The following is a 13,786-nucleotide window of genomic DNA, read 5'->3' as shown; positions in this document are numbered from 1 at the left end:
CCCGCGGCCATGCCCGACCTGCCCCCCCTGCCGAGCTTCGAGCCCGCGGCCCAGCCCGCCGTGGCCGCGGCCCCGGTGGCCGAAGCCGAGCCCGTCGTGGCGCCCGCCCCGGCCCCTGTGGCGGCTCGAGTCCAGCTCCGCCAGCGGCTGGTCAGCCTGGCCGCCGCCCACGACGCTGCCGCGACCCTGAGCGAGGCCTGGCGCCAGGAGGTGGGCCTTGCCGCCCTGCTCTACCGCGCCGCCGACAAGGCCCTCGCCGACCTCGAGCTCACCCACGAGCCCCTCAAGGGCGAGCTCGAGGGCGACAGCCTCAAGGGCTACCGCGTGGCCCCCGCCCACACCCTGCGCGGCACCCTGGAAAACCTGGCCGCCGCCCGCGACGCCGCCGACGGCCTGGTGATCCTGGCGCTCGAGGGCGGCGACGTGGTGGTGTTCCCCGGCGCCGAGGTGCTCGCCCTCTCCCAGCCCAGCGAGGGCCAGGCCCTGCTCTCCTACAGCGGCAGCCTCGCCGCCGCCAAGGCCAGTGCCCTGCTCGAGCGCGTGGGCTACTACCTCGAGCGCCCCATCCTGCTGGCGTGAGCCGGGGGGTGTACACTCAACGCCGATAGCTGATAGCCGAACGCCGGGCACTGGGGGCCGGTCGTACGCCCAACGCCGAACGCCCTTTCTTCACCCCCCTTAGCAAGGGGGGCTGGGGGGATAAAGCCTCCCCACGCGCGGGGAGGGGGGTTCTTTTCACCACACGCCACACGCCACACGCCACGGGCCACACGCCCGTCTTCCTACCTCCGCCGCCTGCCGCGCCGGTTCTTGCCTGCCGTGGTGGGCTCCGGCAGGCCCTTCATGCGGGCCTCGAGGGCGCGGATCCGGTCGCGGAGCTCCATGGCCCGCTCGAAGTCGAGCTCTTCCGAGGCCTTCCACATCTCGAGCTCGAGCTGCCCCAGCGCCTCGGCGAGCGCGTCGGGGTCCTCGAGCAGCGCCTCGGCCGCCGCCTCCTCGTAGTCGTCGGGCCGGATCACCTTGCGCACGGTCTTTTGCACGGTCTGGGGGGTGATGCCGTGCTCGGCGTTGTAGGCCTCCTGCAGGGCGCGGCGGCGGTTGGTCTCGTCGATGGCGGCCTGCATGGCCTCGCTCACCGTCTCGGCGTAGAGGTAAACCTCGCCCTGGGCGTTGCGCGCCGCACGGCCGATGGTCTGGATCAGCGAGCGCTCGCTGCGCAGGAAGCCGGTCTTGTCGGCGTCGAGGATCGCCACCAGGCTCACCTCGGGCAGGTCTAAGCCCTCGCGCAGCAGGTTGATGCCTACCAGCACGTCGAAATGGCCCAGCCGCAGGTCGCGCAGCAACGCCTGGCGCTCGAAGGCGTCGAGCTCGTGGTGCAGGTAGCGGGCCTTGATGCCGTGCTCGGTGAGGTAGGCGGTGAGCTCCTCGGCCATCCGCACGGTGAGCACCGTGACCAGCACCCGCTCCTTGCGCTGGGCGCGCACCTTGATCGCACCCATGAGGTCTTCGATCTGGCCCTGAGCCGGCCGCACCGTGACCTTGGGGTCCAAGAGCCCGGTAGGCCGGATGATCTGCTCGACCACCCGGCCGCTGTTCTCCAGCTCGAAGGGCCCGGGCGTGGCCGAGACGAACACCAGCTGCCCCACCCGCTCCTGGAACTCGGGGAAGCGCAGCGGGCGGTTGTCCAGGGCCGAGGGCAGCCGGAAGCCGTAGTCCACCAGCGTCTTCTTGCGCATGTAGTCGCCGTTGTACATCCCCCGAAGCTGCGGCACCGTCACGTGCGACTCGTCGAGGAAGGCGACGTAGTCCTTGGGGAAGTAGTCGAGCAGGGTGTAGGGCGGCTCGCCGGGCGCCTTGCCGCTGAGGAAGCGGCTGTAGTTCTCGATGCCGGGGCAGGTGCCCATGACCTCGAGCATCTCCAGGTCGTAGAGGGTGCGCTCCTTGAGCCGCTGGGCGTAGAGGATCTGGCCCTGCTCCTCCAGCTCCGTCAGGCGCTGCTCGAGCTCGGCCCGGATCTTGGGGATGGCCTCCTTGAGCCGCCACTCGGGGGTGGCGTAGTGGGTAGCCCCCACCAGCACCACGCCGGGCAGGTCCCGGATGCGCTCGCCGCTCACCGGGTGCATCACGCTGATGCGCTCGACCTCCTCGCCGAAGAGCTCGACACGGACGGGCTCGGTGCCGTAGGCCGGCCAGACCTCGATCACCTCCCCCTTGGCCCGGAACTTGCCGGCCTCGAGCTGCAAATCGCCGCGCTCGTACTGCAAATCCACCAGCCGCTCGATCAGCACGTCGCGCGGCCAGCGCTCGCCCACCTGCATCACGAAGCTCATGTGCCGGTAGTCCTCGGGCGAGCCCAGGCCGTAGATGGCCGAGACCGAGGCCACCACGATCACGTCGCGCCGGGTCAGCAGGCTATGGGTCGTCGAGTGGCGCAGCCGCTCGATCTCGGGGTTGACCGCCGCGTCCTTCTCGATGAACAGGTCGCGCCCCGGCACGTAGGCCTCGGGCTGGTAGTAGTCGTAGTAGCTGATGAAATACTCCACCGCGTTCTCGGGGAAGAGCTCGCGGAACTCGCTGGCGAGCTGGGCCGCCAGCACCTTGTTGGGCGCGAGCACCAGCGCAGGCCGGTTGATGGCCGCGATGGTCTGCGCCATCGTCACCGTCTTGCCGGTCCCCGTCGCCCCCAGCAGGGTGATGTAGCGTTCGCCGTCTTCCAGTGCCTCCACCAGCCCCTTAATAGCCTTCGGCTGGTCGCCTTTCGCTTCGGGTCCCTGGTAACGGAACATAGCCTCGAGTCTACCCCAAAGAAAGTGATTCTGTCTACATCAGAACACAATCCCAAGTAAAAATCCCCACCCGAAGGTGGGGACTTTGCCTCAGCCGGGCTTAGAAGCTGAAGGTGTAGGAGACGCGGAAGCCGTAGCCGGTGCTGTCCGCCGTGCCGTTGTTGTCAAGGTCGAGCACGAAGGAGCCGTAGTAGAGACCCAGACCGTAGTAGGTGTAGTTGAGGTAGATGCCGGTCAGGGTGCCCACCGCCGTGCTGCCGAAGGCTACCGGGCCGTAGTCCGTGCCAGGGGTGGAGTACAGACGATCATTGCCGTTGTCGTACAGCTTGTCGTCAGTACCAACGATCATGCTGGTCACGTTGTTGCCAGTGTAGCTGGCGTAGGCCACGCCGAAGGTGCCCTTAGGCAGGAGGAAGTCGGCAAGCTTTACGCCCACGCTCCAGCGGGACTCAGAAACCACCGGGCTGGTCGCAGGGGTGGTAGTACGGGCGGCGTAGCCGACCTCGAGGCTGGGGTTGATGATGAAGAGGTTGAGAGTCGGGGTGGTGAGCTGGACGCCGTACTTAAGGGTGCTGTAGCTCTCGGTGCCACCGACGTTGCTGCCGAAGCTGTGGTAGCGCACGTTGGGGGTGATGCTGAAGCCGGCGAGGTTCAGCGGCGCCTTGGCGGCGAAGATGAGGTCGGAGAAGTCACCGAGAGCCCCGCCGTTGGAAGCGCTGGAGCGGTACTCGAAGCCGAGCTCGAGGCCCGTGAGGATAAGGTCCTTAGCCCCCACCTTCACGCCGAAGTTAGTGCCAAACTTGCCGGTGGCGCTGTCGTAGTCAGCCCCAGCGTACTGGGTGACGCCCGCCAGGGTGGTGTTGTTGTAGTAGGCGTTGAGCGATAGGCCGGCGAAGAGGTTGGCGCCGACGTTGGCCCCGAAGGCCCTCTGGTCGGTGCCGGGGTCCTCGTAGAAGTTGGTGCGGCTGTCGAAGTAGCCACCCAGGCGCAGGAAGCCCAAGGTCGCGCTCACATCCACACCAAAACCACGCTGGCCAAGGCTGAAGGGACGGTCATTGCCGTTATTGCTGATGCCGTTCCAGTTAGGATCAGTGGCGCGGTAGTTGGCGTTGAGGGTGATCGGGCCAATGCCCACGCCCGCCTTGACGTAGAAGATCTGGGGATCGGCAAGAGCAGGGCCGGCGCCGTCGGGGTCGGTGAAGTCGAAGCCGTTGCTCACCGAGGACTGAATGGCGTACTCGGTGGAGAGATCGACCAAGCCGAAGAGCTTAGTGTTAGCATCGACGCCGAACACCTGGAGCCCGGGGGTGGCGAGGTTACGCACGTTGCTCTGGGCGTAGTTGACCCCGAGGTTGACGCCGAAGGGCTTGATGACGGTGCGGATGCCCCAGTAGTCGTTGGTGCCGGCGGTGCCGTCAATGCTGGTGCTGCCAGCAGCAACGGTCACGGTGGGGCTGAGGAAGCCCTTGCTGAGGTTGAAGGTGCCCAGAACGCCCCGGCCCAGCCCAACACCGGTGTCGGGGTTGTTGTTGTCGAAGACGTACTCGGTGAACTTGAAGAGGTTGTTGCGGTCGTAGCGGAAGGTGAAGTCTTGCCCGTCGACCGCGCCCTTCAGGTTGAAGGCGTGGAGGCGCAGGGTGTCGTCGTCGGCGTAGATGTCGCCGCCGAAGAACCAGCGCAGGGTGACGGTGGCCTCGCTGACCTCAAGCCCGCTGCCAGTGATGGCCTTGCGGACAGTGAAGTTGGCGCGGGTATCGAGGCGGGTGTCAGCGCTGGTGCTGAAGTCAGGGGCATCCACCCCGCCGGTATCGTCGTCAAAGATGGTGTCGATCGCGCGGGTGCTGTCGAAGTTAGAGCCGCCGGGAACGGTGGAACGGTAGCCGTAGCGCACGCTGAGGCTGCCGCTCATGGTGAAGCGGTTGGCCTCGAGCGCGGCGACGCGCTTGTCGATGCCAGCAACGCTGGTCTCGAGCGCGCTCACCTTCTCGGAGAGGGCGACGAGGTCGGTGCGCAGGGCCGAGGCGAACTCCTGGAGGGCGGCGACGTCTTCCAGGGTGGCGAACTGGGTCAGGTCGGGGCCTTCCTGGCCCTGGATGTCGGCGATGGCCTTCTCGATCGCGGTCACGCGGTCCTGGAGGGACAGCACGTCCTGGTTCAGCAGCACCGCGAGCTCGTTGAGAGCCGAGATGCTGTCGGAGCCAGCCTCGATCTCGCTCCTGAGGGCAGCCAGGTCGCCTTCGACGGCGTCGAGCCGCTCGCCGAGTTCCTGCGACTGGGCCAGGGCGGTGTCGGCGGCCACGGAGGCAGCTTCCACGCGGTCGGCCAGGTCCTGCAGGGCCTGCTGGTCGAGCGCGCCCGCGCCAGCATCGGCGGGGGCCATGCCCGCCTTGAGCTCGTCGAGCTGAGCCTGGAGGGCGGCGACGTCATCCTTGGTGGCGGCGTTGTCCTCGAGGGCCGAGACGCGAACGCCCAGGGCGGCCAGCTCGGCGGCCAGTTCCTGGATGGCGTTCTGCAGCGCGGCTTTTTCCTCATCGGTCATGCCCTGAACCGCGTCGGTGGCGGGGCCGGTGCCCTTCTCGGCCTCGAGCTGCTGCAGGAGGCGGTAGATGATCAGGGCGGCCTGATAGCGGGTCAGGTTCTCGTTGCCCCGGAAGGTGCCATCGGGGAAACCGACGATGATCCCCCGGCCCGTGATGGCCTCCACGGCTTCTTGAGCCCAGTGTCCGGCGGGAACGTCGGAGAACTGAGCTGCGCCGAAGCCCATGGAGAGCACGGTCAGGAGACCGGCCAACATGATGACTAGCTTCTTCCTCATAAGCCTCCTCACCCCTTGCGGGGCTGGAACGTGGGTCGCGGGGGCGGGGGTGCGTATGAGGCGAGTTGCCGTGTTTCCTCTCTCGTCCGAACTCCCTCCCGCTTCCCAAGACTGCAGGTGAGCCCTGACCCTCACCGGGCTAAGGTACTTCTCACCTTGCACATCCGGCGGCATCATACCGACGTAGCCCCATGAATGTCAAGTTTTTTCACGCCCTGGGGCCGAAAAAACTTAAGCTATACTGCACTTCGGGCCTGACCTGGCCCTAACGCCGGGTTAAAGCCTGGAAAATTCGGTCGCAGACGTAGCTGCGGAAAGGAGGAAGGGTCAAAAGGGTACGGGGAGCGCAGGGGGTAGATGGCTAAGATTGAACTCGGTAAAAATTAGCCCTACCTTACGCGGCGGTGGAGCCCATACTGCGACGAAGGCCGTCTGCAGGGGCATATCCGGCATGAGAGCGAGCTCGGTCTCGAGCCGGTAAAGAGCGAAAGATTCCGCGGATGCCACCAGGGAGCGACCCCTCCCTCCCGTCTGGGGCCTGAGCCCCAGCAAGCGCCAGGCAAAGCCACCACCGCGAGGGGTGGACAAACCGGGCGCAGGGCCGGAAAACGGTGAGAAAAACCATTGCGGCGGGCCGGGGCACCGTGCCCTGGGCCCGGATCGGCCGGGTTGGCCCTTCGGGGGCCGGCTCGAGGAATTCTGCAGGGCAATGCCGGAAGCAGCGCCCCTTGGCGCTGTGCAGTGAGGAACTATGTGCGGAATCGTGGGATACGTGGGCTTTAGGAACGCCACCGACGTGTTGATGGAGGGCTTGAAGCGCCTGGAGTACCGGGGCTACGACTCGGCCGGGGTCGCGGTGAAGGTGGGGGGGCGCCTCGAGGTGCTGAAGAAGGCGGGCAAGCTCTCGGTGCTGGGGGAGGTGCTCAAGGACGAGCAGTTGCCGGGCCACTTCGGCATCGGGCACACCCGCTGGGCCACCCACGGGGCGCCCAACGACCCCAACGCCCACCCCCACACCACCGAGGACGGCCAGATCGCGGTGATCCACAACGGCATCATCGAGAACTACCTGCCGCTGAAGGAGGGCCTGCTGGCGCGGGGCCACCGCTTCACCTCCGAGACCGACTCCGAGGTGCTGGCCCACCTGATCGAGGAGAAGTACGACGCGCTCGCGGACAGCCCCGGGCGGCTGGTCGAGGCGGTGCGGCGGGTGCTGCAGGAGGTCTACGGGGCCTACGCGCTGGTGGTGGCGCACCAGGACCACGAGGAGATCGTGGTGGCCCGCACGGTGAGTCCGCTGGTGATCGGGCTGGGGGAGGGGGAGAGCTTCGTGGCCTCCGACGTGCCCGCGCTGCTGCCCTACACCCGCCGGGTGATCTTCCTGCACGACGGCGACATGGCGGTGGTGAGCCGGGCGGGGGTCGAGGTGACCGACCTGCGGGGCAACCCGGTGGAGCGCGAGGTGGTGGAGGTGGACTGGAGCCTCGAGGCCGCCGAGAAGGGCGGGCACCCCCACTACATGCTCAAGGAGATCTACGAGCAGCCGCGGGTGCTGGAGAACACCCTGGGCGGCCGCCTGCACGAGGAGCACGCCAACGTCGAGCTGGACCTGAACTTAGACCCCGCCCGCTACGACCGCGTCCACGTCATCGCCTGCGGGACCGCCTACTACGCGGGCTGGGTGGGCAAGTACCTCATCGAGAGCCTGGCCCGCATCCCCGTGGAGATCGACGTGGCGAGCGAGTACCGCTACCGCGACCCGGTGGTGGACGGGCGGACCCTGGCCGTCGCCATCAGCCAGTCGGGGGAGACCATCGACACACTCGAGGCCCTGCGCGAGGCCAAGCGCAAGGGGGCGGGCACGCTGGGCGTCATCAACGCCAAGGGCAGCAGCATCACCCGCGAGGTTGACGACACGCTCTACATCCACGCCGGGCCCGAGATCGGGGTGGCCTCCACCAAGGCCTACATGGCGATGCTGGGCGCGATGGCGATGCTGGCGGTGTGGCTGGGCCGCGCCCGGGGCACCCTGGCCGAGGCCGACGCCAAGGAGTTCCTGGGCGAGCTGCGCAAGCTGCCCCGGCTGGTGGAACAGGCCCTCGAGCAGCGCGCCCACGTCGCGCACATCGCCGAGAAGTACCACCAGGCCGCTGACTACCTCTTCCTGGGCCGCCACATCCAGGCCCCCACCGCCTACGAGGGGGCGCTGAAGCTCAAGGAGATCAGCTACATCCACGCCGAGGCCTACCCGGCGGGCGAGATGAAGCACGGGCCCATCGCCCTCATCGACGAGCGCCTGCCGGTGGTGGTGCTCACCACCGACAGCCCCTTCTACGAGAAGACCCTCTCCAACATCCAGGAGGTGCGGGCGCGGGGCGGGCGGGTGATCGCGGTGGCTACCGAGGGCGATAGCGAGGCGCGGCGCTTCGCCCAGGACGTGATCTACGTGCCCCGCACCCACCACCTGCTGGCCCCGGTGGTGAGCGTGGTGCCGCTGCAACTGCTGGCCTACGAGACCGCGGTGCTGCTGGGCCGCGACGTGGACCAGCCGCGCAACCTCGCCAAGAGCGTGACGGTGGAGTAGGGCGCGGCCAGGGGAAAAGCTCGAGGCCCGGCAAGAGCGCCGGGCCTCGAAGTTTGGGAGGGGTTTACCGCTGGGGCGCGTACACCAGCTCGAGGGCGGTGAGCTCGCTGAACCCGGCGGGGCCGAACTCGGCGTCGCGGGCGTAGGTCTTGCGGGCCACCCCCTCGCCCTGCGCGCCCCGCCGGGTTCTAGGCTCACGTTGACGGGCTTGGCTTGGCCGGGCGTGGGTCGTCGCCGGGGATCGGCGCTAAACGCAAGGTCGTACGTCGTACGCATCACGCAAAACGCGAAACGCAAAACGCCAAACGCAAGACGCCTTGGCCCTAGCCCTCGACAAGCTACGCGCCGCACGCCACCTGCCTGTCGGCCGGGAGGCTGCCGGTGACCCAGGGGCCCGGCGCCGGCCTCGAGGCCGGCGTCACCCGCAAGAACGGCTTCAGCAGGGGCGCGCTTTTGGGGGTGTCACAGCCGTGTCACGGGGTCGGGTCTACCCTCGTCGTGGCAAAGGAAGGTCGAAGCATGAGCCCACACCCCCGCCCCCCATTTCCTGCGCACCAACCGGCCTCGAGGCCCCCGGCCAAGCTGCCCTTCGGCATGGGGGGCCGGGCCGGCGGCGGGCGAGGCCGCTGAGCCCGTAACCCCCCCCTGCGCCGCGGGTGCCCCGGAGGGCGCCTGCGGCTTTCAGGTCCGGGCGGGCTCGAGGGCGCCGGTTTATGACCGGGGGCGGGACCAAGGAGTCACAGGCCAGTCACAGCCGCCCGCCTACCCTCAGGGCCATCTCCGAGCGCACCGGGCCTGCCCGGGGGCTTCGGGGTAAGGAGGAGAACCTTATGACCGCAGCCCCAGAGCTCCGCGCCACCTTCCCGGCCCGCACCGACGGGAAAGGCTCGCCCACCGTGCTCGAGACCGGGCTCGCCCCCCACGTCCACACCGGCCTCGACGAGGCCTTCATAAGCCCGCAGGGGACGCTCGAGGTGAGGGTCGGGGGCGAAGCCTTGTTTCTACAGCCGGGGGGGTGGGCCACGGCCTACGCGGGCGCCGTGCACCACTTCTTCAACCCCACCGGCGGGACGGTGCGGTCCCGGGTCGAGCTCGAGCCCGGCCACCGCGGCTTCGGGCAGAGCCTGATCGTGGCCTACGGGTTGGCCGGCGATGGCCCCACCGACGCGAAGTCGATGCCCAGGAACCCGCTGCACCTGGCCTTGCTGCTCGAGAGGGGCGCTTGCAGCTTCCCCGGGCTCATGGGCCTGCTGCCCCCGGCGTTCCGCCGGCCGGCCGCCGACGCGCAGCGCCGGGGCGTGGAGCAGGAATTGCTGCGGAAGCACGGCGCCTGAACGGCCGCCGCTCCAGGAGGAACCATGCGCATTCGGATCGCCATTGCCACAACGCTACTGCTGTTGGCCGCCTGCACCCAGCCGGCCCCCCTCAAGCCCGAGCCCGCCCCTACCCCCGTCGGCACCCCGGTGGGCTCGCCCGTGAGCACGGTCATCGGCCCCGCCGGCGGCAGCCTGGCCTTCCCCGACGGCGGGGTGCGGCTCGAGGTCCCCCCCGGCGCGCTGTCGAAGGAGGAGACCGTGAGCATCCAGGAGGTCACCAACCACGCGCCGGGGAGGAGCGGCAGGGCCTTCCGGCTGGGCCCCGAGGGCGTGAAATTCGCCAAGCCGGTGAGGCTCACCTTCGCCTACGCCGACGAGGCCGTGCGGGGCTCCTCGCCCGAGCTGCTGCGCGTGGCCTACCAGGACGCCGAGGGCGTCTGGTGGATGTACCGCGCCGTGAGCCTGGACCCGGCCGCCCGCACCCTCACGGTGCAGACCGACCACTTCAGCGACTGGTCGCCGGTGGTGGGGCTGCAGATCTTGCCCCGCGAGGCCAAGGTCAAGGTGGGGCAGAGCCTGGACCTGCGGGTCGTGGGTTGCTACAGCCCCGAGCTCGAGGCCGGCGATGGCATCGCCGTCCCCATGGTGCCCGAGTGCGGCTACGACCCCGCCGCCCTCAGCGCCCGCGACTGGTCGGTCAACGGCACGGCGGGCGGCAACGCCGCGGTGGGCACGGTGAGCGCCACCGGGGGCAAGGCCGACGGCACCGCCGTCTACGTCGCCCCGGCCAAGAAGCCCGGCCAGAACCCGGTCGCCGTCTCGGTGGAGGTCGAGGAGTTCTCGCCGGAGTCCCCCCGCTTCACCCTGGTCTCCCAGGTCACCGTGGAGGAGGGGTGTTCCAACCCTTCGGGCTGCTGGAGCGGCACGGTGGACGTGGTCTACAAGGGCACCGACAGCCGCACCGGCGAGCACGAGACGCTCAGCGACGAATTCCTGGGGCAGTACACCTACGAGGTGACGGGGGTCGAGCACGACGACCCGTACATCACGCTGCTCACGGCCAGGGGCACCGGCAGCTACAGCCGCCGCCACGACTACGCCTACGACCGCACCGAGCAGGTCCGCTGCAGCGACATGCGCCCCAACGAGACCGAGGTTGAGAAGGCCAAGACCGCCATCCGCGACGGCGGCGAGAGCGCCCGGGACGACGCGAGGCTCAGCCTGACGCCTGGCGGCGAGGGCTACGTCCTCGAGTTCCGGCCGCACCACGTGGCCTGGAAGGGCGAGTACGAGTCGTGGTACTTCTACAAGGGCGCCTGCAACCCCTTCAGCGACACGCCCGAGGGCGGCATCACCACCCGCTCGCAGCGCGCCGGCCACTTCGAGCCCGACGCGATCGAGGTGACGGGGAAGCTCGAGCCCGGCCGCCCCATCCAGGGCAGCAAGACCTGGACGGGCCGCATGTTCGGCTTCGACACCAAGGTCACCGTGACCTGGAATTTGCGCTACAGCGAGTGAGCCCCAGCTCAAAGGAGATTGCCATGAAGCATTTCGCCAATTTAGCCCTTCTGTTCACCGCCCTGCTGGCCCTGCTCTCCACCGCGGGCAGCGCCCCCGCCAAGCCCGGACCCGGCACGGTGGTCGGGCGGGCGGTCACCGCCGCCGGCAAGCCCATCGCCGGGGCGAAGATCTGGGTCAAGCCGGTGGTCACCACCGGGCTCTACGAGACCCGCACCGACGCCAACGGCTACTACGTCGCCGGCGGCCTGCCCCCCGTGGGCTACCGCGTCTACGGCTGGCACGAAGTGGAGTACCGCGGCGAGCGCTTCTGCCTGCGCCTGGGCCACAAGGACCCCGCCGACTACAGCCCGCTCAACCCCGCCAAAGGCGCCACCCGCGACCTGGTGTGGCGCACCCAGGGCCGCATCGAGGACGTCGAGCCCTACTCCGACATGGGCTACTTCGGCGGCAGCGTGGCGGTGATGAACGAGCTGAGCGTGCCCGCGCGCAACGCGCCCCTCGAGTTCACCCTCACCCCCGCCGGCCCGCTGATCGACGGCTCCGCCGGCAAGACCCTCACCCGCAAGCCCAACGCCGAAGGCTACCTGCTCGACGTCCCCGTGGGCGTGTACAAGGTGACGGCCACCGTTACCGAGAACGGCAGTAAGAAGCCCGTGCGGCTGGGCAGCAGCCAGGGCAGCCTGGGGGCGCAGGCCACCCTCGAGTTCAAGCCGCTGGGCCAGACCTGCGCGGGCAGCAGCGCCAGCGGGGTGGGCCGGGCCTACCTCTACTGGGCCAAAGGCGGCGCGGCCGGAGCCCCCGTGAGCGGCGGGGCCGTCCCCACGAACCCGGCCGGCCGCACCGGGAGGGCCGACGGCATGGCGGGCGTGTGGGAGGGCACCCTGACCCTCGAGAGCGGCCAGAGCTTCTTAGTGCGCTACGGCTTCACCGACCTCGAGTACGGCGAGGGCTACGTGGCGCTGGGCGGTGAGTTCTACGAGTGCGCCAGCGCCGGCGACTGTGCCCGCATCGGCCGCGTGACCGCGGGCAAGCGGGTTCCGTCGGCGGGGGCCAACTTCACCACCGTGCTCGAGGAGAGCGGCGCGAGCTTCGACACGGTGGGGCGCTTCGAGGGCGGGGAGTTCGTGGGCATCACCGACGCGGTGTTCCAGGGGCAGGAGGCGGTGGTGCGGCTGCGGCGGCGTTGAGGGGGCCGGATGCCGATAGCCAAACGCTGAACGCGGGTCGTGCGTCGTACGTCGTACGCAAAACGCAAGACGCCAGACGCAAGACGCCGGTCGTGCGTCCTACGTCGTACGTCGTACGCAATACGCAAGACGTGAGACGCAAAACGCAAGACGCGAGGCGCCTTGGCCCTCGACCCTCGACCCTCAACGAACCACGTGGGGGGGTGTGGGGGTCGGGTTTCTATGGGTGCTTCAGGCGTTGGTAGTCGGGCTGGAGAAGCCAGGGGAGGGTGGTGGGGTCGAGGGTTTGGAGTTCCTGCTGTGCCCAGGCCTGTTGTTCGGGGGAGCCGTGCGCCAGGGCGGCCTGGATCAGGGTGAAGCGGGCGGCGGGGGTTTTGGCCTCGGGGTGGAGGCGGAGGGCGTGCTCGAGGGCGGCCTCGCCTTCGGGGCTCCCGGCGCGCAGCGCGGCCAGGCGGGCCCAGGCCATGCAGCGGTAGTTGGGGTCGAAGGCCTTCTCGGCGAGCACCTGGCAGTGGGCGCGGGCCTCGGCCGGGCGGCCCAGGTGCAAGTAGGCCAGGGACAGGTTGTTGCGCAGGTGGTCGGCGATGGCGTAGTCGCCCAGGGTGAGCGCGGCCTCGGCCTCCGGCAGCACCTCCTGGGGGCGGCCCAGGCACAGCAGGCAGTACAGCCAGCTGCTCACCGCCAGGATCTGCACCGCCGGCCCCACCGGCTCGCGGATGACGAAGGCCTCGTGGAGCAGCGGCTCGGCCTCGGCGTGGCGGCCGACGAGGTTGTAGGTGTTGCCCAGCAGCGTGAGCACCTGGATGAGGTCGGCGCGGGAGGGGGCTTGGCGGTAGAAGGGAAGGATGGACTCCAGCAGTCCGGCGGCCTCCGCGTAGCGCCCGGCGCTGCGGGCGATGCGGGCCTGGGCGAAGCGCATGGCGGCGGCGCGGTCCTCCTCGCCGAGCTCGAGGGCGAGCTCGAGGGCCTCGGCGATGGCGGCGGAGGCGGCCTCGTAGTCGCCGAGGCCGTGGTACATGTTCTGCAGCACGCTCAGCGCCCGCTGCCGCAGGCGGGGGTCGCTGGTCTGTGCCAGCACCTCCCGCGCGGTGCGCACCGACTCCTCCACCCGGCCCACCGGGCCCAGCGCGTCGGCCAGGTGCACCCGGGCCTCCAGCCGCAGCGCGGGGGAGCCTGCGGCCGCGCTGGCGCGCTCGAGCAGCTCGATGACCTCCTTGTACAGCCCCAGGGCGCTCGCCTCGAAGGCCGCCTGGATGAGCCAGCGCGCGGCCTTGTCGCCCTCGCCCGCCTCGAGCCAGTGCTGGCCGACGAGGGCGGGGTTGGCCCCGGCGGCCTCGAGGTGCTGGGCGGTGCGGCCGTGCAGCACCTGGCGGACGGCTGGGGGGGTGCCGGCGAGGACGGCCTCGTGGACGAGGTCGTGGGTGAAGGCGCTGCCGCGGAGGACCTGGGCGGCCTCGAGCTCGGCGTGGGCGGCGGCGAGCTCGAGGGGGGGGCGCTCGAGCACGGCGGCGGCGAGGCGGAGGTCGAAGGCGGTGCCGGCGACGGCGGCGGCGCGGGCGAGGTTGAGGGCCTGGGGG

The 13,786-nt window shown here is 69.6% G+C and carries 7 protein-coding genes and 1 pseudogene; 5 read left to right on the top strand and 3 right to left on the bottom strand.

Annotation, left to right across the window (positions count from 1 at the left end; translation table 11 throughout):
• Positions 1–579 (top strand): annotated as a pseudogene (locus Mterra_RS22365) (E3 binding domain-containing protein); the annotation flags it as partial.
• Positions 580–782: 203 nt separating this feature from the next.
• Here Mterra_RS22365 and uvrB read toward each other — a convergent pair.
• Positions 783–2,786, bottom strand: coding sequence for an excinuclease ABC subunit UvrB (gene uvrB / locus Mterra_RS12800; protein WP_119315539.1), 2,004 nt, complete (start codon positions 2,784–2,786; stop codon positions 783–785).
• Between the two features lie 100 nt (positions 2,787–2,886).
• On the bottom strand, positions 2,887–5,601 hold the full coding sequence (locus Mterra_RS12795) for an S-layer homology domain-containing protein (protein ID WP_170159659.1): 2,715 nt from the start codon (positions 5,599–5,601) through the stop codon (positions 2,887–2,889).
• 751 nt (positions 5,602–6,352) lie between these two features.
• On the opposite strand from Mterra_RS12795, the gene glmS reads away from it, so the two are divergent.
• From glmS to Mterra_RS12775, 4 genes are all read left to right on the top strand, one after another.
• Positions 6,353–8,185 carry a glutamine--fructose-6-phosphate transaminase (isomerizing) gene (glmS, locus tag Mterra_RS12790; protein ID WP_119315537.1) on the top strand — a complete coding sequence of 611 codons (1,833 nt, stop codon included), beginning with the start codon at positions 6,353–6,355 and terminating at the stop codon, positions 8,183–8,185.
• Positions 8,186–9,015: 830 nt separating this feature from the next.
• Entirely contained in the window at positions 9,016–9,519 is a 504-nt protein-coding gene (locus Mterra_RS12785) for a cupin domain-containing protein (RefSeq protein ID WP_170159658.1), read from the top strand.
• Positions 9,520–9,543: 24 nt separating this feature from the next.
• Complete coding sequence (locus tag Mterra_RS12780) at positions 9,544–11,019, top strand: hypothetical protein (RefSeq protein ID WP_119315535.1); 1,476 nt, start codon at positions 9,544–9,546, stop codon at positions 11,017–11,019.
• Between the two features lie 23 nt (positions 11,020–11,042).
• Positions 11,043–12,209, top strand: a complete 1,167-nt coding sequence (locus Mterra_RS12775; RefSeq protein WP_119315534.1) for a carboxypeptidase-like regulatory domain-containing protein — start codon at positions 11,043–11,045, stop codon at positions 12,207–12,209.
• A 220-nt stretch (positions 12,210–12,429) separates the two neighbouring features.
• On the opposite strand, the gene Mterra_RS12770 is transcribed toward Mterra_RS12775, so the two are convergent.
• Positions 12,430–13,786: tetratricopeptide repeat protein (locus Mterra_RS12770; RefSeq protein ID WP_147372759.1), on the bottom strand; the 1,357-nt coding region annotated here is incomplete at its 5' end.

The organism is Calidithermus terrae, from assembly GCF_003574345.1.
Taxonomy (GTDB): Bacteria; Deinococcota; Deinococci; order Deinococcales; family Thermaceae; genus Calidithermus; species Calidithermus chliarophilus.
Note: the sequence above shows the minus strand (reverse complement) of the source record. Positions and strands in the feature narration are given on the sequence as shown.